Annotated in this window: 29 protein-coding genes, 1 tRNA gene and 1 riboswitch; of the genes, 13 read left to right on the top strand and 17 right to left on the bottom strand. The window is 74.1% G+C overall.

Going from position 1 to position 26002, the window contains the following annotated elements; translation table 11 throughout:
* Window positions 1-135: 135 nt before the first annotated feature.
* Complete coding sequence (locus tag C5508_RS01825; protein WP_232796851.1) at window positions 136-603, bottom strand: DUF3145 domain-containing protein; 468 nt, start codon at window positions 601-603, stop codon at window positions 136-138.
* A gap of 477 nt (window positions 604-1080) precedes the next feature.
* The gene (locus tag C5508_RS01820; protein WP_104523006.1) at window positions 1081-2208 is read right to left on the bottom strand and encodes a GGDEF domain-containing protein; all 1128 of its coding nucleotides are present in this window, start codon (window positions 2206-2208) and stop codon (window positions 1081-1083) included.
* Window positions 2209-2349: 141 nt separating this feature from the next.
* On the opposite strand from C5508_RS01820, the gene C5508_RS01815 reads away from it, so the two are divergent.
* Complete coding sequence (locus tag C5508_RS01815; protein WP_104523004.1) at window positions 2350-3243, top strand: maleylpyruvate isomerase N-terminal domain-containing protein; 894 nt, start codon at window positions 2350-2352, stop codon at window positions 3241-3243.
* Window positions 3244-3250: 7 nt separating this feature from the next.
* On the opposite strand, the gene C5508_RS01810 is transcribed toward C5508_RS01815, so the two are convergent.
* Together C5508_RS01810 and C5508_RS01805 are read right to left on the bottom strand one after the other, a co-directional pair.
* Window positions 3251-3931: a TVP38/TMEM64 family protein gene (locus tag C5508_RS01810; protein WP_198597785.1), complete on the bottom strand. Its 681-nt coding sequence runs from the start codon at window positions 3929-3931 to the stop codon at window positions 3251-3253.
* Window positions 3932-3961: 30 nt separating this feature from the next.
* Window positions 3962-5155, bottom strand: coding sequence for a peptidoglycan DD-metalloendopeptidase family protein (locus C5508_RS01805; RefSeq protein WP_232796845.1), 1194 nt, complete (start codon window positions 5153-5155; stop codon window positions 3962-3964).
* A gap of 8 nt (window positions 5156-5163) precedes the next feature.
* Window positions 5164-5326, bottom strand: a riboswitch (cyclic di-AMP (ydaO/yuaA leader).
* A gap of 149 nt (window positions 5327-5475) precedes the next feature.
* Here C5508_RS01805 and C5508_RS01800 point away from each other — a divergent pair.
* Together C5508_RS01800 and C5508_RS01795 are read left to right on the top strand one after the other, a co-directional pair.
* A tRNA-Ile gene (locus C5508_RS01800) sits at window positions 5476-5549 on the top strand.
* 433 nt (window positions 5550-5982) lie between these two features.
* Window positions 5983-6165, top strand: coding sequence for a hypothetical protein (locus C5508_RS01795; RefSeq protein ID WP_157943914.1), 183 nt, complete (start codon window positions 5983-5985; stop codon window positions 6163-6165).
* 242 nt (window positions 6166-6407) lie between these two features.
* Here the strand turns inward: C5508_RS01795 and C5508_RS01790 are convergent, their stop codons facing one another.
* From C5508_RS01790 to C5508_RS01775, 4 genes are read right to left on the bottom strand one after another with little or no spacing between them, the layout of a single operon-like run.
* On the bottom strand, window positions 6408-6866 hold the full coding sequence (locus C5508_RS01790) for a hypothetical protein (protein WP_157943913.1): 459 nt from the start codon (window positions 6864-6866) through the stop codon (window positions 6408-6410).
* Window positions 6867-6871: 5 nt separating this feature from the next.
* Window positions 6872-8263, bottom strand: coding sequence for an esterase/lipase family protein (locus tag C5508_RS01785; protein WP_104522996.1), 1392 nt, complete (start codon window positions 8261-8263; stop codon window positions 6872-6874).
* Window positions 8253-9017, bottom strand: a complete 765-nt coding sequence (locus tag C5508_RS01780) for a hypothetical protein (RefSeq protein WP_104522994.1) — start codon at window positions 9015-9017, stop codon at window positions 8253-8255. The genes C5508_RS01785 and C5508_RS01780 overlap by 11 nt, the downstream gene beginning before the upstream one ends.
* Window positions 9014-9436, bottom strand: coding sequence for a putative T7SS-secreted protein (locus C5508_RS01775; RefSeq protein ID WP_104522992.1), 423 nt, complete (start codon window positions 9434-9436; stop codon window positions 9014-9016). Before C5508_RS01775 ends, C5508_RS01780 begins: the two co-directional genes overlap by 4 nt.
* 114 nt (window positions 9437-9550) lie before the next feature.
* On the opposite strand from C5508_RS01775, the gene C5508_RS01770 reads away from it, so the two are divergent.
* Window positions 9551-9967: a PaaI family thioesterase gene (locus tag C5508_RS01770; protein ID WP_104522990.1), complete on the top strand. Its 417-nt coding sequence runs from the start codon at window positions 9551-9553 to the stop codon at window positions 9965-9967.
* Window positions 9968-10022: 55 nt separating this feature from the next.
* On the top strand, window positions 10023-11009 hold the full coding sequence (locus C5508_RS01765; protein WP_157943911.1) for an MsnO8 family LLM class oxidoreductase: 987 nt from the start codon (window positions 10023-10025) through the stop codon (window positions 11007-11009).
* 6 nt (window positions 11010-11015) lie between these two features.
* Here C5508_RS01765 and C5508_RS01760 read toward each other — a convergent pair whose 3' ends face one another.
* Window positions 11016-12305: a hydroxyacid-oxoacid transhydrogenase gene (locus C5508_RS01760; protein ID WP_104522988.1), complete on the bottom strand. Its 1290-nt coding sequence runs from the start codon at window positions 12303-12305 to the stop codon at window positions 11016-11018.
* 131 nt (window positions 12306-12436) lie between these two features.
* Here C5508_RS01760 and C5508_RS01755 point away from each other — a divergent pair, with 131 nt between their 5' ends.
* The 5 genes from C5508_RS01755 (at window position 12437) to C5508_RS19750 (ending at window position 17101) form a co-directional block, all read left to right on the top strand.
* Window positions 12437-13402 (top strand): cyclase family protein, encoded by a 966-nt coding sequence (locus C5508_RS01755; RefSeq protein ID WP_232796844.1) that lies wholly within the window; start codon window positions 12437-12439, stop codon window positions 13400-13402.
* Window positions 13403-13406: 4 nt separating this feature from the next.
* On the top strand, window positions 13407-15053 hold the full coding sequence (locus C5508_RS01750; RefSeq protein ID WP_104522984.1) for an AMP-binding protein: 1647 nt from the start codon (window positions 13407-13409) through the stop codon (window positions 15051-15053).
* A 121-nt stretch (window positions 15054-15174) separates the two neighbouring features.
* Window positions 15175-16383 carry a serine/threonine-protein kinase gene (locus C5508_RS01745; protein ID WP_104522982.1) on the top strand — a complete coding sequence of 403 codons (1209 nt, stop codon included), beginning with the start codon at window positions 15175-15177 and terminating at the stop codon, window positions 16381-16383.
* A gap of 43 nt (window positions 16384-16426) precedes the next feature.
* A complete protein-coding gene (locus tag C5508_RS01740; RefSeq protein WP_104522980.1) occupies window positions 16427-16930 on the top strand; it encodes a mycothiol transferase in 504 nt (167 codons plus the stop codon).
* Window positions 16931-16963: 33 nt separating this feature from the next.
* A complete protein-coding gene (locus C5508_RS19750; protein ID WP_198597784.1) occupies window positions 16964-17101 on the top strand; it encodes a hypothetical protein in 138 nt (45 codons plus the stop codon).
* A 10-nt stretch (window positions 17102-17111) separates the two neighbouring features.
* On the opposite strand, the gene C5508_RS01735 is transcribed toward C5508_RS19750, so the two are convergent.
* Both C5508_RS01735 and C5508_RS01730 read right to left on the bottom strand, forming a co-directional pair.
* Window positions 17112-18143, bottom strand: a complete 1032-nt coding sequence (locus C5508_RS01735) for an ion channel (RefSeq protein ID WP_104522978.1) — start codon at window positions 18141-18143, stop codon at window positions 17112-17114.
* A gap of 34 nt (window positions 18144-18177) precedes the next feature.
* Entirely contained in the window at window positions 18178-19317 is a 1140-nt protein-coding gene (locus tag C5508_RS01730; RefSeq protein WP_198597783.1) for a glycerate kinase, read from the bottom strand.
* Between the two features lie 27 nt (window positions 19318-19344).
* On the opposite strand from C5508_RS01730, the gene C5508_RS01725 reads away from it, so the two are divergent.
* Window positions 19345-20532 carry an acyl-CoA dehydrogenase family protein gene (locus C5508_RS01725; RefSeq protein WP_104522976.1) on the top strand — a complete coding sequence of 396 codons (1188 nt, stop codon included), beginning with the start codon at window positions 19345-19347 and terminating at the stop codon, window positions 20530-20532.
* Window positions 20533-20577: 45 nt separating this feature from the next.
* Here C5508_RS01725 and C5508_RS01720 read toward each other — a convergent pair whose 3' ends face one another.
* Window positions 20578-20838 carry a hypothetical protein gene (locus C5508_RS01720; RefSeq protein ID WP_104522974.1) on the bottom strand — a complete coding sequence of 87 codons (261 nt, stop codon included), beginning with the start codon at window positions 20836-20838 and terminating at the stop codon, window positions 20578-20580.
* A 172-nt stretch (window positions 20839-21010) separates the two neighbouring features.
* On the opposite strand from C5508_RS01720, the gene C5508_RS01715 reads away from it, so the two are divergent.
* Both C5508_RS01715 and C5508_RS01710 read left to right on the top strand, forming a co-directional pair.
* On the top strand, window positions 21011-21316 hold the full coding sequence (locus tag C5508_RS01715) for a hypothetical protein (RefSeq protein WP_104523048.1): 306 nt from the start codon (window positions 21011-21013) through the stop codon (window positions 21314-21316).
* 29 nt (window positions 21317-21345) lie between these two features.
* Window positions 21346-22119: an esterase/lipase family protein gene (locus tag C5508_RS01710; protein ID WP_198597782.1), complete on the top strand. Its 774-nt coding sequence runs from the start codon at window positions 21346-21348 to the stop codon at window positions 22117-22119.
* A 9-nt stretch (window positions 22120-22128) separates the two neighbouring features.
* Here the strand turns inward: C5508_RS01710 and C5508_RS01705 are convergent, their stop codons facing one another.
* From C5508_RS01705 to C5508_RS19360, 5 genes are all read right to left on the bottom strand, one after another.
* Window positions 22129-22389, bottom strand: coding sequence for a DUF7660 family protein (locus C5508_RS01705; RefSeq protein WP_104522972.1), 261 nt, complete (start codon window positions 22387-22389; stop codon window positions 22129-22131).
* Window positions 22390-22455: 66 nt separating this feature from the next.
* Window positions 22456-23232: an adenosylcobinamide-GDP ribazoletransferase gene (locus C5508_RS01700; protein WP_198597781.1), complete on the bottom strand. Its 777-nt coding sequence runs from the start codon at window positions 23230-23232 to the stop codon at window positions 22456-22458.
* On the bottom strand, window positions 23229-23774 hold the full coding sequence (locus C5508_RS01695) for a bifunctional adenosylcobinamide kinase/adenosylcobinamide-phosphate guanylyltransferase (RefSeq protein WP_232796843.1): 546 nt from the start codon (window positions 23772-23774) through the stop codon (window positions 23229-23231). Before C5508_RS01695 ends, C5508_RS01700 begins: the two co-directional genes overlap by 4 nt.
* Window positions 23771-25471 (bottom strand): 5,6-dimethylbenzimidazole synthase, encoded by a 1701-nt coding sequence (bluB, locus tag C5508_RS20445; RefSeq protein ID WP_104522970.1) that lies wholly within the window; start codon window positions 25469-25471, stop codon window positions 23771-23773. The genes C5508_RS01695 and bluB overlap by 4 nt, the downstream gene beginning before the upstream one ends.
* A gap of 74 nt (window positions 25472-25545) precedes the next feature.
* Complete coding sequence (locus C5508_RS19360; RefSeq protein WP_157943910.1) at window positions 25546-25989, bottom strand: MarR family winged helix-turn-helix transcriptional regulator; 444 nt, start codon at window positions 25987-25989, stop codon at window positions 25546-25548.
* Window positions 25990-26002: the final 13 nt, after the last annotated feature.

Genomic DNA, 26002 nt, shown 5'->3' with positions numbered 1-26002 from the left:
GCGCCCGGACGGCCCGCTCCAGGCTACGACGACCCCCCGGCCAGGCCGGGAGTGTCGTAGCGGACTTGTTACCTGCGGCCCCGCTGCAGGAGCCCGCCGCGAGCGTGCGAGTGGTGGAGGGCAGCGGGTCCTTCTTCAGACGACCTGGTGCAGCCAGGTGACGGGGCTGCCGTCACCGGCGTGCCGGTAGACCTCGAGGTCGGCGTCCCAGGCGGCGCCCAGCAGCTCGTCCACACCGTGCCGGAATGCCTCGATGGAGCCGGCCGTGGCGGCCAGGTGCCGCAGCTGCTGCTCGGAGACGACGAGGTCGCCGTTGGCACTCGTCGGCGCGCGGAACACGCCCTTGCCGGGCACGTACGACATGCGCTCGCCGTCGTTGCCGTGACTGGCTTCCTCGGTCACCTCGAAGCGCAGCATCGGCCACGCCCGCAGGGCAGCCACCAGCTTGGCGCCGGTACCGGGCGAACCCGTCCACGCCACTTCGGCACGGTAGGAACCGTGCGCCGCGGGCTGTTCAGCCCACGACAAGGAGACCGGCGCGCCGACCACGCGCTCAAGCGCCCACTCGACATGCTGGCAGAGCGCCTTCGGGCACGCGTGCACGAAGACGACACCCTGGGTTGACCGTCGCTGCACGGGGCACCTCCATCGACTCGATCGGTCTCGTCTTCCCCTACGGACCCATCGATTCGGTGACTGGCTGTGTTCGGCAGTGGCGGAGCAGGGCTTGCACGACAAGTTTGCACGATGCCCCCCCGATCGCGCCAGCCCGGATGCGACTCGTGGGACGAAAGTGGTCGTTGATCTTCCTCGGAGCCCTTTGCTGCTGGTCAGCGGCGCATACCACGCGTCGTCGCGTCCCGTCTACCCGCAGCCGGGACTTCACAGGCCCCTCCCAGGGTGGCGCGGCGAAGGGATCCCGGAAAGCGCGGGTAAGGGGCATTCGACCATGACAGGTATCACTCTGCGTCACGGTTCGTGGCTGGGGTCGTGGCGGGCACCGCTTCCGACCTGCAGAACTACAAGACTGCCTGGTCACTCACGGTCGCGCCAGGTGCACACCGCGTCCCAGAAGCGGGGTCAGGCGTCGAGCGACCGGGCGCGGTCGCCACCGCTGGTCTTCGCCGAGTACATGGCCACGTCGGCGCGGTGCATCAGGTCCTCGACGTCGTCACCCGGCTCGATCTCTGCCAGCCCCACGCTCGCCGTGACGCCGTAACGGGCGCCCGCGATGGCGACGGCCTCGCGGAGGCGCTCGGCCAGCAGGGCGGCGGGCATGCCGGACGTGAGATCGGCCAGGACCCCGAACTCGTCACCGCCGAGCCGGGCCACGGTGTCGGTCTCCCGCACAGCACCCCCCAGCGCGGCGCCCACGGCGGTGAGCAGCGCGTCGCCGGCCGCGTGGCCCTCGGCGTCGTTGACGGCCTTGAAGCCGTCCAGGTCGACGAGCAGGACGACCGCCTGGTGCCCCCACGCCGCGTCTACGGTGCGGGCGACCCGGTCCAGGAACAGCCGCCGGTTCGGGATGCCGGTGAGCGGATCGGTCGAGGCGAGCATCTCCTGGGTGCGGATCAGCAGCACCTGCCGGTCGTAGGCGGCCCAGGAGTTCGCCGACGCCATGGCGCAGATCAGGGTGAAGACGCCCATGACCGTGAGGAAGAAGCCTCCGGTCGAGGTGATGGTCGGCAGCTCCAGGAAGACCAGGTACATGACGGTCATGACCGAGCCCATCGCCACGACGCCCTGCGGCGAGTAGGCCACGGCGGTGTAGGCCAGCGTGAGGAAGAGCAGCGCGTCCATCGGGCTGGAGGACCCACCGTCGAGGCGGGTGACGACGATGATGACCGCGGCGGTCACCACCGACCAGGCGTAGAACAGCGCCGGGCCGCGCCAGTCGTACATGATCGCGCGCAGCGGCAGCAGCAGGATCGTGGGAGTGACGACCATGACCAGCACGGCGAGCACCACGAGAAGCGGGTCGTGGTGCTTCGGCGCATCGGTGAGGAGCACGTAGCAGGCGACGGCGAACGCGGAGATCTCGGTGACCAGGACGCCGATGCGGACGTGCCGCACCCAGTAGGCGGCCCGGTCGTCGTCGGTGGCCAGCGTGCGGAACAGCCCTGCGCGGGCGGCCCGGAGCGTCGTCCGCAGCAGGCCGGACGGCGTCGCACCGCTCGATCGGCGGTCTCGTACGGGGCGCTGGCTCACGCAGAGTCGATCGGCCCGCGGCGGCGGGTGCTTGATCCCGTGGCTCCTCCCAGGGGGGTGAGACGCGGTTCCCCCCGGGCCGCGGATGTGCGCGGAGCGGATCGATGCCTGGCCGGCGAATCCCTCGGGTAGGGCGCTGACGTGGGACGACACCAGGGAATGGCCGACGCCGGGCGGGACGAGATCTCCCGGAGGGCGCTGGGCGCGTGGGACGGCTTCATCGCGCAGGCGGAGACCCTGGACCTCACCCGGAGCTCGCGGCTGCCCGGCTGGCGCGCGCACGAGATCTGCGTCCACCTCGGTTGCTGGGAGGACCACCAGGCGCTGCGCGACCTGGTCACCTCAGCGCGGACCAGTGGACCTGGCACTCCCCCGGACCCGGACGTGGTCAACGCCCGCGTGACGGCGGCGCACCGCACGGCCTCGCGCGAGGAGGTGCTGGACGCTTTGCGCCGCAACCGCGAGGCGACGGCCCGCTACCTGGCCCAGGAGCCGGTCGAGCTGGACACCGCACCCGCGGTCTCCGTGGTCGGGCGCATCCCGCTGCTCAGCGTCGTCCTGGGGCAGGCCTACGAGCTCGCCGTCCACTGGCTGGACCTGGAGTCCTGCGGTGCCGAGCCGCCGTCGGCGGAGGTGCTCCAGTCGGGGCTCGCGGCCCTCACCGACGTCACCGGTGCCCTGGCGGCCGACACCGGCATCACCGGCCGGGTCACTCTCGCGACGCCGGACGGCGGGTGGGGCTTCACGTCCGACGGCGAGGGATGGCAGGTCCGGCAGGTGCCGGCCGGGACCATCGACGGCCCCGCCGTGGAGGGCGCCGCCGACCTGCTGCTCGAGGCGGCATCGGGCCGGATCAACCCGGTGCCCGCCGTCGCCCGGCGCAAGCTCAAGGTGCACGACGTGGGCGGTCTGCTCCAGCTCGCCCCGATCGTGCAGAAGGTGCCCGGCATCCCGGGTGGTCCGATCCTGCAGCTGGCCGCCCGCACCATGGGCGGCGCCGGCGGCGTGCTCGGTCGCTTCTTCGGTCGCGGCTGAGGGCGGTTCAGCCCCGCAGCAGCGGCCGCTCCCCCGCCCGCCGCGTCCGGCGCCGGAACCACCAGAGGCCGGCACCGAGCAGCACGACGGCGGCGACCACCACCGGTACGACCACCAGCGTCGTCAGGTGCTCGACGACGAACGCGGTCGAGGCGCCCACGCCGACCTGGACGATCGTGCTGGGCACCAGGCCGACCGCGGTGGCGGCGGCGTAGGGGCCCAGGCGAACCCCGCTGAGGCCGGCGCCGTAGCTCACGACGACGAACGGCACGACCGGGATCAGGCGGCCGGCCAGCACCGCGACGAAGCCGCGGTCGCTGAACAGCTCGTCGGCGCGGTGCAGCCGCGGCCCGGCCAGCCGGGACACCGCGGGGCGCCCCAGGGCCCGGCTCAGCCCGAAGGCCACCAGACCGGCCAGCAACCCGCCGACGACGGCCACGGCCAGGCCGGCGCCGAAGCCCAGCACCGCCCCGGCCAGCACCGAGACCAGCGAGCGCGGCACCGGCGCCAGGAGCACGAGGGTCAGGCCGCCGACGAGGAGCGCCCATGCGGCGGGCCCGCCGTCGTCGAGCCAGGTCCGCACCTCGCCCGCGTCGGGCAGGTCGATGACGAACGCCGCGACGACGCCGGCAGCGAGCAGGACACCCAGGACGACAGCCCGCAGCCAGATCCCGCCCCCGTCGCGCACGGGGCCATCCTGCGTCACGGCATCAGTCGATCAGCCGCAGCCGCCTCCGAGGGAGATGCCGCGCAGCTGGAGCCACGGCACCGGGTTGGCGCGGTCGGCGTACAGGCCGCCCCGGTGGACCTCGAAGTGCAGGTGCGGGCCGGTGGACTGCCCGCGGTTGCCGACCTCGGCGATCTGCTGACCCGCGCTCACGACCTGACCGGCGCTCACGAAGTGCTGGTTGACGTGGCCGTAGAGGGTGATGGACCCGTCGGGGTGCTGGACGGCGACGGCCAGGCCGAAGCCGCTGGCCGGACCGGCCTGCAGCACGACGCCCGGCTCCGGCGTGTGGACGGGGGTGCCGATGGGCGCGGCGATGTCGAGCCCGTAGTGCATCGCGCCCCAGCGGCTGCCGTAGCAGGAGGTGACACGGCCGACCGTCGGCGGAACGGCACCACCGGCGGCGGTGAGCGCACCGACGGCGTCCTCTGCGGCCTGCAGCTCCCCCCAGGTCGCCTCGGCGTCCTCGTTGCCGTTCAGCTCCAACAGCCGGATCTCGGCGTTCCGCAGCTCCTGGTCCAGCGCCGCCTTCTCGGCCGACAGCGCATCGAAGTCGGCCTGCGCGGCGGCCAGCTGGGTCTCGACGGCGGCCTGCGTCTCGGCCGCCGCCCGCGCGGCGGCGTCCCGGTCGGCGACGGCGGTGCGCGCCTCCTCGTCGAGGCGGGCCTCGCGGACCTCGTCGCGCTCCAGGGTCTCGAGGACCTCGGCGCGCTGCTCCCCCAGCATGTCGAGGGTCGCCGCCTGCTGCAGCAGCTCGGCCGGCCCGTCGGCGTTGAGGACGATCTGCATGGAGCTGCGGGTCTCGTCGGCTCCCATGAAGGCTTCGCGTCCGATGCTCGCGACGTCGTCCTCGCTGCGCTCCACGGCCTCGCGGACGGCGCCGAGCCGGGCCGCCGTCGCCTCCGCGTGCTGCTGGGCGATGGCCAGCTGGGTCTGAGCCTCGTGGGCGGCGCCGCTGGCGGCCTCCGCCTCGATGGTCATGCGCTGGAGGTTCGCCTCGGCCTCGCGGACCCGGGCCTCGATGGCTGCGACCTGGGTGGCGACGTCCTCCTGCTCGGACCGCGCCGCCCCTGGGGCAGCGGAGGCCGGCGATGCGGCGAGGAGCGATGCGGCGATCAGGGTGGTGGCGACGGCGGAGCGTCGCAGGGTGGGGGCAGGGGCGTGCAGGTGGTGCAGGGTCGCCAAAGCGACGGTCTCCGTTCCTCCATCCGCCTACCGGGTCAGCTGACGGGTTCGGGCTGGAAGATGGCCCTACCTGCCTGCCCGTCGTGGCGCAGGCGGGATTCACCCCAGTGGAACGGTGGGTCCCCGGTCCGCTCGGCCCGGAGGCCGGAGGCGGTTCGGCGGGGTCCGGGCGAGCCCCCGGGTTCGGGGGCGAGGTCGTCCGGACCGCGGGCGACAATACAAGCGATCGGCGCAGACGTCACAAGGTCGTAACGACGCCCAGGTCAGAGTGCCGGGCGGCGGGTGCGGACGGTCATCGACGTCTGGCAGGCTGTCAGCTCGGGGCGGTAGCTCAGCCGGTCAGAGCATGGGACTCATAATCCCTGGGTCGTGGGTTCGAGCCCCACCCGCCCCACCGGTCCCGGCCTGGGGATTCGCTGCGCGCCTTCACGCTTGCCCACGTCCACCCCCAGGTCGGGCATGCCCATGTCGGCTGCAGCCGGCGCAGGGGCTTCGCGTCCGCGGGACTCCAGACCTGGGTGGGGCACGACGGAGTGCGTGCGGCGTGCCAACGACACGTTCCGGTGCTGGCTGAACCACCAGGGCCGGTGGGAGCTCCCCACATGCCCGAGAGCGGCTGGCGGGCGAAGCGTCCCCGACAGCGCCTCTCCCGATGCACCGTCTGCAAGGTGTACCGCGTCTCCGGCTGACCCGGCTGCGGGTCGGACAGAGGGCCGCTTCGGGCTACGGATCGGGCGCCCCGGGTAGAACTGTCGTCGTGACCTCCGCGACACCGCACTGGCAAGCCCGGCCCGTCCAGGGCCGGGCGGAGCCGAAAGGTGACCGCGATGAGCAGGACCGACAAGACCGCCCCCTACCGCATCAAGCAGGCCGAGCACCCTGACCAGTGGTGGCGGCCGGAGCTCCGTTGCACGTGCCCGCTCTGCAAGGAGCCGCAGCGTCAGGCCAGTCGTCGCCGGCGTCGCAGGGAGGAGCGGCAGCTGGCGGACTGGGGTGCCGAGTACGAGTGATCGCACCGCCCGCCGGCTCGGCGGAGCCGGCGGGCTCCCTGCCACATCCAACGTGTAGCCGACTTCCGGGGCTTGCGGCAAGGCCCCGGGGGTGCCGGAGACTGGCTCGGCACGGCCGCCACGGGCCCGGACCAGACGGGACAGCACTTCGGGACGGGCATCGAGGGAGCCGCCGACCGGTACGCCGCGATGACCCGGACGACGCAGCAGCTGGCGGCCTCACCAGCCCCTGTCGCCGCCGGTCAGCCAGGGCGCGGGCCGAACCGGTCTTCGACGGCCGCGCGCTCCGCGTCGTCCAGGAGCCGGACGGCGCGGGACAGCCCCTGCATCGGGTCGCTCGGGTTGATCACCTCGACCTGGATGGTGGTCAGCGGCTCGATGTCGCTGAGCCACACCAGCCGCAGGGCCTCGTCGGCGAGCGCAGCGACGTCCGCGCCCGGCTCGATCGTCACGTCCACGGCGACGGTCGAGGGCACGGTGACGTCGTCGCGGTACAGCACCTCGGCGTCGGCCACGTCGTCGCGGTCGGCCAGCTCCCGCTCGATGTCCGCGCGCGTGCCGGCCGTCGGGTCCTCCGGGGTGCTGCTGGCCGACGGCGTACCTCCGGCGGCACCGGACGTGCAGCCTGCCAGGGCCAGGACGCCGAGGGCGAGGGCGAGGGTGCGGACGCCCCGACGTCGAACGCCTCCACTGCTGGTCACCTGGTTCATCTCCGTCCGATCTCGTACACGTGGGCGACCACCGAGGCTTCTTCACCGGGAGCGACGAGGAAGGCGCCCGCACGCTCCCGGAAGGCGGCGATGGACGGGTCGTCGCTGCGGTCCACCGCCTCGGCACCGTACTGGTACGCGTCACCGATGCCGTGGTTGTGGCCGATGCTGCCGTTCTGCCGCTCGAAGATCACCGTGGTGACGTTCGGGTCGTCGTCGTTCTCGCGGGCGTCGAGGTGCGGCACCAGGTCGTGCGCGTTCTCCAGGGCGAGGACCTGCACGGTGGGCGGAACGTCGGCCCGGGCGATCGGCGACCCCGCGGTGACCACGCTCTGCACGTTGAACTGGAAGGCCGGCGTGCCGGCGTCGTGCGCCGCCTGGGCCGCGACCATGCCGCCCTGGCTGTGGCCGACGAGCATCACCGGGTCGGTCCAGGACGCCCCGGCCCGGCGCAGGGCCTCGGCGATCGCCGCCTGCCGGGTGGTGTCGTCGCCGCCCAGCACCCGGATGTTGGTGCCCAGGTCGTGGGTCTGCGGGTTCAGCGCCCCGGGCGCGTTCCAGTCGGCGGTGCCCGGGATGTCGACGATGTAGGACCGCGACCCGTCGGCGCGGGTGAGCACGCGGACGGAGATCTGGTCGTGGTCCTTGCTGGACCGGTCGGCCCGGCGTTCCAGCGCCGTCATCAGGTCGCGGACGTTGCGCGGCGGGGTGACCGCCGAGATCGCGGCGTCGTCCGGCCGGTCGGTGACGACGGGATCGCCGTCGGGCCACAGCTGCCCGAGCCGGCGGGCCGCGGAACGGACGTCGCCACCGCCCAGGAAGAGGCCGGCCCCCGGAACCACCGTGCTGATGAGCGTGGCGAGGCCGGGCAGGGCACCCGCCACCTCGTCGATCACCCCCGGGTGCTCGGTGATCCAGCGTTCGGGGTCGTCCATCAGCGCGGCGAGCTCGCGGGCCGTGCCGGCAGGGTCCCGCCGCAGCTGGTCCAGGCCGCCCAGCGCCAGCCCGGCCACGGTCAAGGGCAGGAAGAAGCCCCTCGCCCAGCGCAGCCCGTCGGCCAGCTCGGCCATCGCGGCGTCGGCGGCCTCGTAGGCGAGGGCCGCCGCCTCCAACGTCGCCGCCCGGGCGGTGAACCGGACGGCCAGCGCGCTCAGGCCGCCCGGACCGTCGAACGCCTCCAGCAGCGCGGCCTCGAAACGGGCCACTCCCACCGGGTCCAGGACGGCCGAGGCCAGCAGGTCCGGGTCGACCAGCATGCCGTGGCACACCACGCTGGTGCGGGCGAGCATCTCGGCGAGGTCGAGGCTGTTGCCCCCGAGCGCGCGCAGGTCCGCGAGCTCCGCCTCGACGCCGCCGGCGCCGCCGACGACCTGGATCTCATCGCTCATCGGGAGCCTCCAGCAGCGCGGCGACCGTCGGTGCCACCCATGTCCCCAGGTCGGCCGGCTCGACCGGCACCAGATCCACCCTGCGCACCGGGGACCCATCCAGCAGCGGTCGCAGCCCCACCCAGCCGGCGTCGGTGGCCAGCCACGAGACCTGTCCCGCGCCGACTGCCGAGCCGACCTGGCCCAGCACGAGGCAGCTCAGCGAACCGGACGTCCGCCGCTCCAGCTCGCCGACCAAGGCCACGTCGTCCTCGGAGGAGCCCGGCGACGGTCGGTCCTCCAGCAGCGCCAGCGGCACCCGACCCGTGATCGGCGCGCCGTCGCGGGGCTCCAGACCGGCCACCTCCACCGCTCCGGGAACGGCGCGGGCCAGTTCGTCGCCGAGCCGGACGGCGGGAGCCAGGGACAGCTCCACTCCCCCACCGGGCAGCGTCAGCACCCCGACGACCACGCCGGAGCCCAGCGCGAACCAGCCCTGCCGCTCCCCCGCTCTGCCGCGGACGTCCAGCCGGACGGTCAGGAGCGGGCGGCTCAGCACGGCGAGGTCCGCCGCCACGGGGGGCACGCGCTCGGCCGACCCGCCGTCCGGTGCCACCACCACGCGCGCCGCCACCAGGGAGGTAACCGCCGCATCCCGATCGGTGGCGGTCAGCGGAACGGGCGCGAACGCCGGCGGCGGATCGGCGAGCCGATCGGTCACGAGCACCGCCCACTCGCTCGCGGTCAGCGTCAGGCGCCGCGGGGCCGCGCTCACATGAACCCCAGCCGGCCGAGCTGCGAGGAGAGCCCCCGCCACGCGTCGGCTCCGGCCTCGGGGAGGTCGCCGAGGAAGTCGCCGACGTCCTCCAGCACCTCTCCGCCACGGGCGGCCTGCTGGGACAACCACGAGCGCACCGCCTCCTCCGCCCGGGCGATGGCCGCCAGCCGCTCCCGCACCTCGTCGGCGTGGCGGCGCAGCAGGTCCGCGGCCCGCTCCATCGCGTCGGCGGCGGCGTCGACGTCTGCGCAGTCCTCCGCCTGCTGCCGCCGGTAGGCCGACGCAGCATCCGACACCCAGCGGGTGCGCGCCCCTTCGCGCCGGTGTTCGTCGCCTGCCGCGCGCACCTCCCGGGCGCGCTGGGAGAGCTCCGATGCCAGCGCATCGAGGGCGGCCGGTTCGCCGTACAAGCCCACCGCCGCCCCTCCCAGTTCCTGAACCAGGGCGGAGCCTATGGGAGCCGCTCGCGACGGGGAGCCTTCCCGGACACCTGTGGAGGCCCGCACGACCTGTTGATGGATGCTGGCCCGATGCCAGCTGAACCCCTGACCGACGCCCGCGTGCAGTCCGTCCTCGACATTCCGCTGCACCGATTCCTCGGCGTCGAGTTGCGCGACGAGCATGATCCGGCGGCAGGCATCCGGTTCCGAGTGGGGACGTCGTCGGAGAACCCGGCGAGACTGCTGCACGGTGGCGTGGTCTACGCCCTGCTCGACGTCGCCTCGTTCCTGGCCCTGCTGCCGTCGCTGGGACCGGACGAGCACGCGGTGACCCACGACGTCGCCGCCTCCCTGCTCCGCCCGGTCAGCAGCGGCGCCACCGTCGACGTCGTCGCCACGGTGCTCCGCCGCGGCCGGGCCGTGGCGTTCATGCGGGCCGAGGCCACCGTCGACGGCGTGCTGGTGGCCAGCGGTCAGGTGACCAAGTCGGTCGTCCCGCTCCGCTGAGGTCGGCCGGAACGTCGGCCGGAACACCGCGGCCCCGGCACACGCTGGCACTGCCGTGATCGAGACGGCGCGGCTCTCCCTGCTGGACCGCTCGCGGACCCGGGCCGGCGAGCCGGACGACGCGGCGCTCACCGGCACCGTCGCCCGCGCCGTCTCCGCGGAGCGGCTCGGGTTCTCCCGCATCTGGGTCGCCGAGCACCACAGCGTGCCCGGGATCGCCGGCGCGGCCCCCGCCGTCCTGCTGGCCGCCGTCGCGACCCGGACGACGTCCATCCGGCTGGGTTCGGCCGGGGTGATGCTGCCGCACCACCAGCCGCTCGTGGTCGCCGAGCAGTTCGCGACGCTGTCGGCCTTCGCGCCCGGCAGGGTCGACCTCGGGCTGGGCCGGTCGCCCGGATTCACGGCACCGGTGCGGCGTGCGCTGCGGGCGACCGAGCGGGACTTCCCGGCCGACCTCGCCGAACTGCGTGCCTACCTGTCCGGCTCGGCCGCCATCACGCTGCACCCGCAGCCGGCCGGCACCGTTCCGCTGCACGTGCTCGCCACAGGCAGCGGGCTGCAGGTGGCGGCCGGGCTCGGCCTGCCGGTGATCGTCGGCGGCCCGATCCTCGGCGTGGGCGGCGATCCGGAGCCGGGTCTGGCGGCCCTTGCGGGCTACCGGCGCGACTTCCGGCCCTCGGACCAGCAGCCCGAGCCGCGGATCTCGATCAGCCTCGACGTGCTCGTCGCCGACACCGCCGCCGAGGCCGCGGACCTCCTGCTGCCCGAGGCGTGGGCCATGGCCCGCTCCCGGACCGAGGGCGCCTTCCCCGCGCTGGAGCCGGTGGCCGTCGTGCGGGCCGCCCAGCGCACTCCCCGACAGCAGCAGCACCTGGATCAGACCGCTGCGGCGGCGATCGCCGGCACCTCGGCCCAGGTGGAGAGCCGGCTGGCCGAGCTGCTGGAGCGCACCCGCGCCGCCGAACTGGTGGCGAGCAGCAGCACCTTCGACCGCGACGCCCTCGCCGCCTCGGACGCCGCCTTGGCCGCGCTGTTCAGCTGAGCCCGGTCACCACAGCTCGACCGAGCGGCGGAAGATCCCGGCGGCATCGTCCTCGGTGACCGCCTTGGGCGAGGTCGCCAGCAGCCGCTGCTGCTTCATCGTGCCGTCGACCAGATCGGGGATGTCGCCCTCGTCGAAGCCGACCGCGCCGATGCCGTTGGGCATGTCGATGTCGCGCATGAGGTCCGCCAGCACGGTGGGGAGGAACTCGGCGAGGTCGTCGGGGCGGTCGGCTCCGGGTGCCAGCAGCTCCGCGGCGCGGACGTGGCGTTCCGGGGACGCGTCGAAGGTGAACCGGAAGGCCTCCGGAGCGGTCAGCGAGACCGACATCCCGTGCGGGACCATCGCCTCGCCGGCCGGGTAGTCCTTGGGGTGGAAGTCCTTCACCTGGCCGGCGATCGGATAGGCGTTGGCGTGCGGGATGTGCACTCCGGCGTTGCCGAAGCCCATGCCGGCGAACGTCGCCGCGATCGCCATGTCGGAGCGGGCCTGGGCGTCCTCGCCGTTGCGGACTGCGGTGCGGAAGGAGCCGGCCAGCAGCGTGAGCGCCTTCTCCGACCACATGTCCGAGATCGGGTTGGAGCCGCAGTAGGGCACCCGCTGCTCCGGCGTCCGGTGGTCGTAGGTCGTGTACCAGCGGGCGGTGTAGCTCTCCAGCGCGTGGCAGAGGATGTCCATGCCCGAGGCGGCGGTGACGCCGGCCGGCTGGGTGAAGGTCAGGTCCGGGTCGATGACCGCCAGCGTCGGGCGCAGCCGGGCATGGCTGATGCCGGTCTTCACCCGGGCCGAGATCACGTCCATCACGCAGATGGTGGTGCTCTCCGAGCCGGTGCCCGTCGTCGTCGGCACCGCGACCAGCGGCTTGAGCTGCTCGGTCGGCGCCTGCCCCTTGCCCACCGGCACGTTGACGTAGTCCATGAGCTCACCGGGGTTGGTGGTCAGCAGGTTGATCGCCTTGGCGGTGTCGATGCTCGACCCGCCGCCGACCGCCACGAACGCGTCCCACGGCCCGGTCGAGCGCGCCTCCTCGATGGCGGCGACCAGGCTGACGTCGGTCGGCTCGACGTGGACGCCGTCGAACACCCGGGCCTCGATGCCGAACTGCGCCATCTGGTCGGCGACCCGCTGGGGGTGCCCGGTGGCGGCGACCCCCGGGTCGGTGACCACCAGGACCCGCTTCACCCCGTACCGGCTGAGGTCGTAGCCGATCTCGTCCGACGCCCCGTTGCCGAACTTCAGCTGCGGTGCGCCGTAGGTGAAGACGGTCTCCGGGCTACCGGGAACGGTGCTGCTCATGGCTTCCCCCAGGGTGGGTCGGACGGCGTCGGCGTGTGACGACGAACCTTCCAGATGCCTGTGATTGACACCACCACGGGGTCGTGGTGATGTCAATCCACCTCATCCACGCAGTCCACTTGGAGGACCCCGTGACCGATGCCCCCGCCGCCCCCTACATCGGCGACCTGCTCAAGGACTCGCCGACCAACTGGGGCAAGTGGGGGCCGGACGACGAGGTCGGCGCGCTGAACTACCTCGGCCCCGAGCAGGTGCTCGCGGCGGTGCGGCTCGTCAGCTCCGGCAAGGTCTTCACCCTCCAGCGGCTGATCGGCGATCCGAAGGGCGACCCGGTGTGGCCCGGCCGCACCCCCGCGGTGCGCACCCAGGTGCTCGACGAGAGCGACTGGGACGAGGGCGGCAAGGGTGCCGCCTTCCCCGGCGGTCTGCACTACGCCGACGACAAGATCGACGCCTACCTCCAGGGCTCCACGCAGTACGACGCACTGGGTCACCTCTGGTACGACGGCAAGATCTGGAACGGCTACGACGCGCGCACCACCGTCGGCGGGCTGGAGAAGGCCAGCGCCGAGCCGATCGCCGAGCGCGGCGTCGTCGGCCGGGCGGTGCTGCTGGACATGGCGCGCTTCCGCGGCAAGGAGACCCTCGACAAGGGCGAGACCTTCACCCACGAGGACCTCGTCGCCTGCGCCGAGGCCCAGGGCACCCCGATCCAGAAGCGCGACATCCTGATCATCCGGACCAACTTCCTCAAGCTCTTCCACGACCAGGGCGAGGCGTTCTACGAGGGTTTCAACGAGCCCGGCCTGGTCTACAGCCCCGAGCTGGTGCAGTGGTTCCAGGACATGGAGATCCCGAACCTGGTCACCGACACGATCGCCAACGAGGTCACCTTCGACCCGAACAACGGCGCCGCCCTGGTGCTGCACAACGCCCTGATGCGCAACCTCGGCGTCACCCTCACCGAGATCGCCGACCTGGAGAAGCTGGCCGCCGACTGCGCCGAGGACGGCCAGTACGCCTTCCTCTACGTCGCCGCCCCGCTCAAGGTCGCCAAGGCCGCCGGCACGCCGGTCAACCCCGTCGTCATCAAGTGACGTCATGAGCGCCTACGACGAGCGCCCCTGGCTGGCGCTCTACGGGGACCAGCCGGCCGACTACGACATCGAGTTCGGCAACGCGCTGGAGATGTTCCGCGCCGGGGTCGCCCGCGACCCCGGCGCGGTGGCGCTGCGCTACTTCGACGGCGTCGTGACCCGCGCCGAGCTCGACGAGCTCAGCGACGGCCTGGCCGCCGGCCTGCTGGCGTCCGGCTTCGCGCCCGGGGACCGGCTGGCGGTCTACCTGCAGAACGTGCCGCAGTTCGTCATCGCGATGGTCGCCGCGTGGAAGGCCGGCGGCGTCATGGTGTCGATCAACCCGATGAGCCGGACCCGCGAGCTGTCCTACCTGCTCGCCGACTCCGGCGCGAAGGTGCTGGTGTCGCTGGAGTCCCTCTACGACTCCGTCGCCCGCGACGTCGTCCCGGGGACCGACGTCTCGCTGGTGCTCACCACCAGCGAGCTGGAGTTCCAGACCCGCTCCGACGAGCGACTGTTCGCCGGGACGACCCGGCAGCGGCACGAGGGGACGACGGACTTCTCGGAGTTCATCGCCCAGCACCGCGGCACCGTGCCGCCACCGGCCGAGCTGGCCGCCGACGACGTCGCCTTCCTGACCTACACCTCCGGGACGACCGGCGTGCCCAAGGGCGCCATGAACACCCACCGGAACGTCGTCTTCACCGCCCAGGTCTACCGCGACTGGGTGCACGCCGGAGCCGACGGCGGGGCGATCTTCGGCGTCGCCCCGCTGTTCCACATCACCGGGCTCATCGGGCACGTCGCGGTGAGCATGCTGGCGCCCGCTCCCCTGGTGCTGGCCTACCGGTTCGAGCCCCAGGTGGTGCTCGACGCCTTCGCCGAGCACCGGCCGACGTTCACCATCGGCGCGATCACCGCCTTCACCGCCCTGCTCAACGCGCCGGGGTTCACGAAGGACCACTTCGCGTCGTTCCGCTCGATCTACTCCGGCGGCGCGGCCATCTCCCCCACCGCGGAGAAGGCGTTCCTGGAGGCGACCGGCATCCAGGTGCACAACGCCTACGGCCTGACCGAGACGACCTCGCCCATGACGGTCACGCCGTTCGGCTCGCCCTCGCCGGTCGACCCCACCTCGGGGGCGCTGTCGGTGGGCGTGCCGGCACCGAACACGATCGTCCGCATCCAGGACGACGCCGGGAACGACCTGCCTCTCGGCGAGGTCGGCGAGATCGTCGCCGACGGCCCGCAGGTGGTGGCTGGCTACTGGGGCAAGCCGGAGGAGACCGCGGCCAACCTGCCGGGCGGAGCGCTGAAGAGCGGCGACGTCGGCTTCATGAACCCCGAGGGCTGGGTGTTCATCGTCGACCGCAAGAAGGACATGATCAACGCCTCGGGCTACAAGGTCTGGCCGCGCGAGGTCGAGGACGTCCTGGCCGAGCACCCGGCGGTCCGCGAGTCGGCCGTCGTCGGGGTGCCCGACGAGAAGCGCGGGGAGACGGTGAAGGCGTTCGTGAGCCTGAAGCCCGGCGCCACGACCACGCCCGAGGAACTCGTCGCGCACTGCAAGGAGCGGATGGCCGCCTACAAGTACCCGCGGATGGTCGAGCTGATCGACGAGCTGCCCAAGACGGTGACCGGGAAGATCCTCCGCCGCGAGCTGCGCTGAGACCGTTCCCGGCCGGGGGAACCCGGCCGGGAACGCCGGCTCAGCGGACGAACTCGAGCCGGCGGCGGTCGACGGCGGGCACCAGGCGTCCGGACCACGGCATTCGGGTAGGAAGGCAACCGTGAGCGCTGATCCTGGACCCCGGACCCGTGTCGTGGGCGGGCGCTACGCGCTCGGCGAGATGCTGGGGCAGGGCGGCATGGGCACCGTCTGGCTGGCCACCGACCTGGTGCTCGAGCGGCAGGTCGCCGTCAAGGAGGTGACGTTCTCGGTGCACGTCACCGAGGAGGAGCGCGCCCTCCTGCGGGAGCGCACGATGCGCGAGGCCCGTGCCGCCGGGCGGCTGGCGCACCCCCATGTCACCACCGTCTACGACGTCGTCGAGGAGGGCGGCAAGCCCTGGCTGGTGATGAAGCACGTGCAGGCCCGCAGCCTCCAGGAGATCGTCGAGGAGCACGGCCCCCTGGCGCCGGCCGCCGTCGCCCGGATCGGGCTGGACGTGCTGGACGCGCTGGAAGCCGCGCACGCGATCGGCATCGTGCACCGCGACGTCAAGCCGGCCAACGTGCTGGTGGGTCCCGACGGTTCGGGTTGCCTCACCGACTTCGGCATCGCGACGACGACCGGGGACTCCAGCCTCACCACCCAGGGCGCGCTCATCGGCTCGCCGTCCTACATGGCCCCGGAGCGGGTCCACGGCGAGGAGCCGCGGCCGGCGGTCGACCTGTGGTCGCTCGGGGCGACCCTCTACGCGGCGGTGGAGGGTCGGCCGCCCTTCGACCGTGGCGAGGCGATGGCCACCCTGCTGAGCGTCGTCTCCGAGGACCCGGCACCGGTCGTGCGCGCCGGCCCCCTCGGTCCGGTGCTGCAGGGCCTGCTCAGCAAGGACCCGGCACGACGCAGCACCGCGGCCACCGCGCGCTCGCAGCTCCGCGAGGTGGCCGAGGGGCGTGCGAGCGCTCCTGCCCCCGCCCCGGCATGGTCGCCGCCACCCGCGACGGCGCCCGGGAGCATCGGGGGGAACTCGATGGAGCGGATCGACGCCGCCGACCTGCTGGCGCTGGCGTCGGCCTCCCGCACGCTGCTGGGCTCCGTGGCCCGGGACGCCCGCGACCAGATCCGGTACCTGTCCGACCGCCATCGCGAGCGCAAGGCCGAGCCGGCGACAGCCGAGCCGGTGCAGCCGAGCCGCTCCGCTGCTCCCCCGCCCCGCCGGCGCTGGCGGTTCAAGCGCCGCTGGGTGCTCGTGCCGGTCCTGACCACGGTGGCCGTGCTCGTCATCCTGGTGATCGGGGCGGCCCTGGCGCTGGGCTCGTTCCTCGACTTCTGATCGGTCGCGCGGCTGGACGGCCGGACACGGGTAGGGCGGCGGCATGCGGACCTCCGATGTGTACGGCTACGCCTACGACCAGATCCACGAGATGTTCCTGAGCAACCTCGACGGCCTCGGCATCGAGGACCTGCACCGGCGGGTGGCGCCGGGGGCGAACCCGATCAGCTGGCTCGCCTGGCACCTGCTGCGGGTGCAGGACGACCACGTCGCCGAGATCACCGGTCGCGAGCAGGTCTGGACCGCACAGGGCTGGGTCGAGCGGTTCGGTCTGCCCTTCGGTCCGGGCGAGACCGGCTACGGCTTCGACCGCGACCAGGTCTCCGCCGTGCGCATCCCCGCCGTCGACTCGCTCACCGGGTACGCCGGGGCGGTCCACGCCCAGTCGGCCGAGTACCTGCGCGGGCTCACCGACGACGACCTCGACCGCGTCCTCGACGACGCCTGGGACCCGCCGGTCACCGTCGGCATGCGGCTGGTGAGCGTGATCGGCGACGATCTCCAGCACCTCGGGCAGATCGGCTACGTCCGTGGCCTCCTCCGGTGAGCGGGCCGTCGTGACGTGGGCCAGGCTGGGGACATGACCGAGACGCCGCAGCCCCGCGACATCGCCATCGAGCAGGAGACGCCGGAGGTCGAGGAGTCCCTGGAGGCGCAGAGCGAGCCGCGCGAGGCGCCGCAGGGCGAGGAAGCCGACGTCGAAGGGCACCCCTCCTAGCAGCCGGAGGTCAGCTCCTGGTGGTGAACTGCCGGGCCGGGATCCGCTCCGAGGCGACGTAGTAGAGCGTCGTCCCTACGGGCACGGGGGTCTCCCACGGCGGGCTGACCCGCAGCCCGTCGGAGCCTCGGAGGGCGAGCACGGTGGCACCGAAGCTCTGGCCGAACCACGTCTGGCACGCACCGAAGGTGCTGTGCGGGAAGCCGGGCGGAACGGTCAGCGAGTAGGTGTTGCCGTGGCCGCCGCTGCTCATCAGATCGTTGTAGACCTGGGTGATGCCGGGGTCGGTCGCCTCCTCCGACAGCAGGAACGGCATGTGCCACTGGACGGCCTGCACGCCGGGGTTGACGTACCGCAGGTTCTCCCGGCGACCCAGGTCCCGGAGCGCGGCGACGAGGTGCACGTCGGGATTGGCGTGGTCGACCGCCACCGCGATCGCCAGCGTCTCGTTGTCGTCGCGGCCGTCGATGACGACGGTCCGGGCGCGGGGGACGCAGGCGCGGGCCATCACGTCCTCCCGGGTCAGGTCGCCACGGACGAAGTGCACCGCGTCCAGGTCGGGCACCGGGTTCTCGGTGACGTCGTCCCATGCGCACAGCGCGACCTGGGTGCGCCCCTCGGCCGTCAGCTCCTGGAGGATCCGCTCGGTGCGACCGGGCCAGTAGCCCAGCAGGACGACGTGGTCGGACAGGTCCAGGGCGATCACACCTCTCAGGCGGCGACCGCGCACGGACTGGAGTGCGGCGGCCAGCTGGGTGAACAGGAGCGTGAGGGTCACGATGCCGCCGACGATCACGTAGGCGCCGACGACCCTGCCGCCCGCCGAGGCGGGGAAGACGTCGCCGTAGCCGACGGTCGCGGCGGTGACCAGGAAGTACCACCAGTACGTGCCGGGCGCGGTGATCGCACTCCCGGCGGGCTCGACCAGCGCCATCAACAGCCAGCTGCTGAGGAACACCAGGACGGCGACGGCCAGCGGCAACCGCCAGCCGCGCAGGCGCAGCCTCACGAAGCGGCCGAAGCTGCGGACGAAGAACGGCACGGGCACTCCAGGACGGCGGGCGGGACGAGGCAAGCTACCGCGCGACGGCCGGGGGCAGTGCAGCCGCGACCGCCCGCGCGGCCAGCTCCGCCAGCAACGGGGCGGCACCGGCGCGACACCGGTCCGGGTCGGGCTCCACCTCGGTCAGCGCGTGCGCGGCGCTGACGCCCGCCGCCGCCAGCCGCTCCGCCGGCACCCGCACCGACCCGGCAAGGACGACGCAGGGCACGCCCGCGGCCCGGGCGCGGCCGGCCACCTCCGCGGGCGCCTTGCCGCGCAGGCTCTGCTCGTCGAACGCCCCCTCTCCGGTGACGACCAGGTCGGCGCCCTCGAGGGCGGCGTCCAGGCCGACGAGCTCGCACACCATCGCCGCGCCCGACACCACCTCCGCGCCCAGCACCGCCATGGCGCCCGCCGCCGTTCCCCCGGCGGCGCCCGCGCCCGGACGTCGTTCGACCCAGGCGCCGACGGCGTGCATCAGCACCGAGGCATAGCGGGAGAGAGCGGCATCCAGCAGGGCCACCTCCTCGGCGGTCGCCCCCTTCTGCGGACCGAAGACCGCCGCCGCGCCGGACGGCCCGGTGAGCGGGTTGTCGACGTCGGTGGCGACGACGATCCGCGTTCCGCGCAGCCGCTGGTCCAGCGGGCTCAGGTCCATGCGCGCGATCCCCGCCAGGCCCGCGCCGCCGGGTCCCACCTCGTTCCCGGCGGCGTCCAGCAGTCGCGCGCCGAGGGCCTGGAGCATCCCCGCGCCGCCGTCGGTCGTCGCGCTGCCGCCCAGGCCCAGCACGATCCGCCGCGCTCCGCCGTCGAGTGCGGCGAGGACGAGCTCCCCCACCCCCCGGGTCGTCGCCGTCATCGGCGCCGGGCGGTCGAGCAGGTCGAGCCCGGCGGCGGCGGCGAGCTCCACCACCGCCGTCGTCCCGTCCACGGCGAAGGCCGCGTCCACCGCCTCGCCGTCGGGGCCGGTCACCCGGGCGGTCCGCAGCCCGGCACCGGCGCGCACCGCCGCGGCGACGGTGCCCTCTCCCCCGTCGGCCACCGGCCGCAGCACCAGGTCCGCGTCCGGCAGCGCCCGGCGCGCCCCGGCGGCGATCGCCGCCGCCGCGTCGTCGGCGGACAGCGTGCCCTTGAAGGAGTCCGGGGCGATGACGATGCGCACGACGGGCAGCATGCCCCGGATCGCCGTACGTTCGGCTGCGTGACCGCCGAGAGCCCTGATTTCTACGCCATCGAGGACCTGCTGGAGCCGGCGGAGATCGAGATCCGCGACCGGGTGCGCGCCTTCGGCGAGAAGGAGGTCGTGCCCCGGATCAACGAGTACTGGGAGCGCGCCGAGTTCCCTCATCTGCTGGTGCCCCTGCTGGCGGAGACCGGGATCGTCGGCGGGACGATCGAGGGCTACGGCTGCCCCGGCATGAGCAACGTCGCCGCGGGGCTCGTCGCCGCCGAACTGGCCCGCGCCGACGGCAGCATCGGCACCTTCAACGGGGTGCACAGCTTCCTGGCCATGCAGTCGATCGCGCTGCTGGGCGATGAGGAGCAGCGCGAACGGTTCCTGCCGCCCATGGCGCGGCTGGAGAAGATCGGCGCCTTCGGCCTCACCGAGCCGCAGCACGGCTCCGACGCCGTCGGGCTGGAGACCTCGGCCCGCCGCGACGGCGACGCCTACGTCCTCAACGGGCAGAAGAAGTGGATCGGCAATGGCTCCATCGCCGACTTCGTGATCATCTGGGCCCGCGGTGAGGACGGCGCGGTCAGCGGCTACATCGTGGAGAAGGGCACTCCCGGGTATGAGGCCACGGTCATGACCGGGAAGACGGCGCTGCGCGCGGTGTGGCAGGCCGAGATCACGCTGACCGACGTCCGGGTGCCGGCGGAGAACAAGCTCGCCAACTGCCACTCGTTCAAGGACGTCTCCCAGGTGCTCGACCGCACCCGGTACACGGTGGCCTGGCGGGCGCTCGGTCTGGCGACGGCGTCCTACGAGCTGGCGCTGGCGCACGCGATGCAGCGGGAGCAGTTCGGTCAGCCGATCGCCGGTTTCCAGCTGGTGCAGGACAAGCTCGCGCGCATGCTCGCCGAGATCACCTCGATGCAGCTGATGTGCTGGCGGCTGTCGAAGCTGGCCGACGAGGGTCGCATGACGGCGGCCATGGCGTCGCTGGCCAAGATGAACCACGCGGCCAAGGCGCGCGCGATCGTCGCCGACGCCCGGGACATCCTCGGTGGCGACGGCATCCTCATCGACCACCACGTGGCGCGGCACTTCGCCGACATGGAGGCGGTCTTCACGTTCGAGGGCACCGACTCGGTGCAGGCGCTGATCGTCGGGCGGGCGATCACCGGGCTGTCGGCGATCAGCGGCCGCAGGCCCGAGAAGCGCTAGCCGGTCGAGGAGCGCTGGGCCGCCCGGCCGGCCCGTACGGGGAGGTCAGCTCGCGCGGGTCAGCCGCTGGCCGGCGGTGGTGATGCGGGCGCACTCCGGGCAACCGGTGCGGCCGATGCCGACCCGCTCCCACTTCTGCGTGCCCCAGACCTGCACGATGGCGCCGCAGACGGCGAGCTCGACCTCGCCGTCCAGCTCGGCCGGCGGGCGGTGGGCCTCGACGGCGTGCCACGGGTAGGTCTGCTGACTCTGCTGACCGCCGGACCAGCGGTCCGGGCGGGCGAACCCCACGGCATAGGTACTCACGTCTCCTCTTTTCCCGCGCCGACCCACGTCCAATCCCCCTGATCGGGCGAAACCGGTCGATCCACTGGAGCATCTCCGGCCACGCTCCGCAGTCGCTCCGCCGCCGTCCCTCCGGCGGAGGGCGCCCAGCGAGCGCTACCGTCGGAGGACTCGGTCGGAAGAGGTGCGCGCGATGGATCCGGTCAGCCTGCTGGTGGGCGCAGCCCTGCTCGCCCTCGGCTTCGGAGCGGGGCGGCTGGGCCGACGCCGGAACCCTGCTCATCCCCCACCGGTGACGCCGCTGTGCGGGTGCGGCCACACGCTCAGCCAGCACGACACCGCGACAAATACCTGTTACGCCGAGCTGCGCCGGGACACCTACGACAAGCGCGGCCGCTGGTCGGGGCACAGCTGGGTGCCGTGCACGTGCCGCCAGTACGTCGGGCCCCGACCGGTCGACGAGGTGTTCGTGCCGCGGATCCTGCCGCCGGGCGACTGATCCCGGCCCGTCCCGGGCATCGGGTGCGGGTGAGCATCCCGTCCGAGCCCGCCCGGGCCGAGCGCGTCGACAACCTGCTGGCCCTCACCGAGCCCGCCCGCGCGGCCGTCAGCGCCGGGGCGCTCGCCGCCGGTTACCCCCTGCTGCGGTTCGCGCCGCGGGGCGAACCGCACCCGGTCGTGGTCCTGCCCGGCTGGCTGGCCTCCGACGTGTCGACCCGCACGCTGCGCCGGTGGCTGGGTCGCCTCGGGTACCCGACCGTGGGCTGGGACCTCGGCCGCAACCGCGGCCCCCGCCCGGAGGTCACCGACGCGATGCGCGCGCTGGTCGAGCGGCTCGCCGACGAGCACGGGACGCCGGTCAGCATCGTGGGCCAGAGCCTCGGCGGGATCTACGGACGGCGCCTGGCCGAGCGCAGCCCGCACCTGGTGCGCTCGGTGGTGTCGCTCGGCTCGCCGTTCGCCGGGGTCGCGCCCCGCAGGAACGCCGCCGCCGGGGTCGGGATGTACCAGGAGTACCGGAAGCTCCGGGCCGTCGAGCGGGTCCGCCCGGCGCCGGCGCTGAGGGTTCCGAGCACGTCGGTGTACTCGCGGTGGGACGGCGTCGTCGACTGGCGCACCTGCCTCCAGGAGGAGGGGCCGGTCAGCGAGAACGTGGCGGTGCACGCCAGTCACCTCGGCATGGGCCTGGACCCCGCGGTGCTCTGGATCGTCGCGGACCGGCTGGCCCAGCCGCGGGGGGCGTGGCGCCCGTTCCAGCGACCGACACGGTTCGGCCTGCGGGCGCTGTTCCCGACCGGCTGAGGGACCGGCCTACTCGTAGCCGGTCGCCGTCACCACCAGGTCGGCCAGCTCCGACCAGGACAGCCGGCCCCGGGGCCCCCGATCCTCGGCGACCGCGGCGAGTGCGGCCAGGAACCGGTCCAGGGTGGCGTTCTCCCACTCGGTCTTGCCGCTGCGGCCGAGGTCCTCGCGCATGTGCGCGACGAGGCGTGCGAAGTCCCCGGCAGACCGCACGGCGGCGACCTGCTCGGGGGTGACGGCGGCGGAACGCCCCGTCGCGAACGGCTCCACGGGCGGGAGGCTAGCGGGGATCGACGCTCCCGGGCGCCGCTTGGCCTCTCCCGGTTCGCGCGCGGCTCAGGTCCAGGTGGTGCCGGCGGCGAGGACGACGAGCGCCGTCGCGGTGCCCACCTCGACCACGGCGCCGAACACGTCGCCGTTGACGCCGCCCAGCCGCCGGGCCGCGTGCGCGGCGAGCCCCGCTCCTGCGGCCAGTGCGACCGCCACCGCGGCGGCCGCCCACGCAGCCTCGGACGGGTCACCGACGAGCAGCGCGAGGCCGGTCGCGAAGCCCAAGAGCACGACGGCCGCCGTCCACCGGACTACCGGCGTTCCCCCACCGGCGACGAGCACGCCCAGCGAGGAGCCGGCCGCGGCCGGGCGCGCGGCCGCGTGCAGCACACCCACGCGCGCGGCCGTCGTCGCCAGGACGACCGCGAGCAGCCCGCCTGCCAGGGAGGATTCGGCGAGCACCGCGCCCAGCGCGGTGACCTGCACCAGTTGCAGTCCGACGAGGACCGCGACGCCGAACGCCCCGACGTCGGGCCGCCGCATGATCGCCAGCGCCTGCTCGGCCGGCCGCCCGCTGCCCAGCCCGTCGGCGAGGTCGGCGGTGCCGTCCAGGTGCAGCCCCCGGGTCAGCAGAGCGAGGGTGCCCACGACGAGCGCGGCGGCCAGCAGCGGCGCTCCGTCGTCCGCACCCCGCCAGACCGCGAGCGCCGGCAGGAACGCCAGCGCGCCGAGGAGTGCCCCGACCAGCGGCAGCCAGCGGAGCACCCCGGGGCCGGGCGTGCGGGCGGAGGCCGGCACCGGCAGCACGCTGAACATGCCGATCGCCGCGAACAGGCCGGTCACCGCAGCCGCTGCGGCAGGCCGGCGGTGAGCAGCCAGACCCGCTGCGAGGCGCCGGCGATCCGTGTGTTGAGGATGCCCAGCTCGTCGCGGTAGCGGCGGCCCGACGCGGTGGCCGGGACGACGCCCGAGCCGACCTCGTTGCTCACTGCGACCACCCGGCGACGGGTCCGCGACCAGGCGTCGACGACGTCGTCGACGGCGCGGGCCAGCCGCTCGTCGGCGCCGTCGGCTTCGGTCCACACGCCGCAGTCGTCCATCACCCGGGCCAGCCACGTCGAGAGGCAGTCGACGAGCACCGGTGGGCCGGGACGCCCGAGCTCCCCGACCAGGTCCACGGTCTCGACGGTGCGCCAGCTGCCCGGACGACGCTCCCGGTGCAGCGCGACCCGGTCGGCCCACTCGGGGTCGCCGTCGTCGGCGGGGAGACCGCAGGCGACGTACTCGACCGTACGGGCCCGGGCCAGCAGCTGCTCGGCGTACCGCGACTTGCCCGAGCGGGCGCCGCCCAGCACCAGCGTTCGGCGCGCGGGGCGGACGATCACGACACCCGTCCGGCGGTGCGCCGGGCCCGCAGTGCCGTGAGCAGGAGCTGGGCGGCGAGCGCGGCTCCCACCCCCTCCCCCGCGCGGAGGCGGAGGTCGAGCAGCGGCTCGAGGCCGAGGTCGGTGAGCACCGCGGCGTGCCCGCGCTCGCGGCTGCGTTGCCCGGCGACGAGCGCCGTCTGCGCGGCGGGTTCCAGGCGCACCGCGAGCGCGGCGGCGACGGAGGTGACCAGCCCGTCCAGCACGACCGGCACGCCCGCCGCGGCGGCGCCGAGCGTGACGCCGGCGAGCACCGCGATCTCGGGCCCGCCGAGCGCGGCCAGCACGGTGAGCGGCTCGGCCAGCGCCGGGCCGTGCTCCGCCCGGGCCCGGTCCAGGGCTCCGCGGACGACGGCCCGCTTCCGCTCGAGCATGGCGGCGTCGGCACCCGCGCCCAGCCCGACCGCGTCGTCGGGGTCGAGGTCGAGCAGCGCGCAGGCCAGCGCGGCGGCGACGGTCGTGTTGCCGATACCGACCTCGCCCAGGCACACCAGCCCGGCGCCGGCGAGCTCGCGCCCCAGGGTGCGGCCCTCCTCCAGCAGCGCGGTGGCGGCGGCGGGCGTGAGCGCGTCGGCGGTGAGCAGGTCGCCCTGGGGGTCGGGCGAGACGGCGGAGTGCGCCCGCACGTGCAGCCCGGCCTGGCGTGCGGTGGCGGCGCCCAGCGACTCCCCGGTCCGGGTCGCGGCCAGCACGTCGGCCGTGACCGACGCCGGGTACGCCGAGACCGCGTGCGCGGCGGCGACCGGGTGGTCCCCCGCGGCCACGACGAGCGTCCCGGTCTCCGGCACCGCGCCCGGAAGGGCCAGCACCCGGTCGACGGCGCGGTCGAGCACGCCCAGCGATCCCGGCACGGCCAGCAGGTCGTCACCGGTGTCCCGGGCGGCCACGACCGCATCGGGCTGCGGCCCGGCGAGGTGGGAGACCGGTGCGGCAGGGGTGTCGTCGGCCGGCCACCGCTCGGACAGGACGACGTCGTCCAGCGGAGCGCGGCTGGACCAGCCGTGGCGCACCAGCCCGGGCTCCGGCGGGCGCTCGTCGGGCCAGCCCAGGCAGAGCCAGCCCAGGGTCTCCACGCCGTCGGGCAGGTGCAGCAGCTCGGCGAGGTCGGCGGGCTGGAAGAGGGTCACCCAGCCCATGCCCAGCCCGGAGGCGCGGGCGGCCAGCCAGATGTTCTGGATGGCGCAGGCGCAGCTCCACAGATCGGCGTCGGGGAAGGTCGCGCGCCCCAGCACCCCGGTGGCCGACGCCCGGCGGTCGCAGGCGACGACGACGCCGACCGGCGCCTCGCGAATGCCCTCCAGCTGCAGGTCCAGCAGCCGGGCCCGCCGGTCGGGGGTCAGCAGCTCGGCCTGCCGGAGCCGCTCCCGGTCGGCCAGCATCGCGGCGCGGTCGCGGGTGGTCTGCTCGGTGACGACGACGAAGCGCCACGGCTGCGAGTGCCCCACCGACGGCGCGCGGTGCCCGGCCTCCAGCACCGTGCGCAGCAGCTCGGCCGGCACCGGGTCCGGGCGGTAGCGGCGGATGTCGCGACGCGCTCCGACGACCGTGTGCAGCGCCTCGACGGTGGCCGGGTCGAACGCCCAGCCCGTCGGGTCGGCGGCCCGCTCGGCGGCGTGGGTCTGGTCACCGATCACCGGGACCGGCCGTGGCCAGGTCATGCCAACTCCTCCATCGGGTCTCCGGGGAACCCTCGCACGAACCCGCGCCCGATCCCCCCGCTGGGGCGGCTGGTTCAGCCTTCCGGAGCGGCCAGCTCGGTCAGGGCGGTGCGCAGCGCGGCGACGCGGTCAGGGCCGAGAGAGGCCGCCAGCGCCGACTCGTGGGCCGCGACCAGCGCCTCCCACCGGCCGAGCCGGTCACGCCCGGGCTCGGAGAGGTGGACGAGAACCTTGCGCCCGTCGTCGGGGTGCGGCAGCCGGTAGGCCAGCGCCTGGTCGACGGCGGCGTCGACGAGCCGGGTGCAGGTGGGCGCGGGCAGGTGCAGTACCGCTCCGAGCTCGCCCATGGTGCGGCCGGCGTCGGCCAGGGCCCGCAGCAGCCGGTAGCCGTCGAGCGTGCCGCCGTCCTCGGCCAGCACCGCGGCCACACCTCCGGCCACCCGCCGCTGGGTGACGGTCAGCAGCTCGACCAGGTCGCCGGCAACGCGCTGGGTGTCGACGCGACCTCCCGGAAACATGGGGGCACCATAC

The organism is Blastococcus atacamensis (assembly GCF_002938425.1).
GTDB lineage: Bacteria > Actinomycetota > Actinomycetes > Mycobacteriales > Geodermatophilaceae > Blastococcus > Blastococcus atacamensis.
Note: the sequence above shows the minus strand (reverse complement) of the source record. Positions and strands in the feature narration are given on the sequence as shown.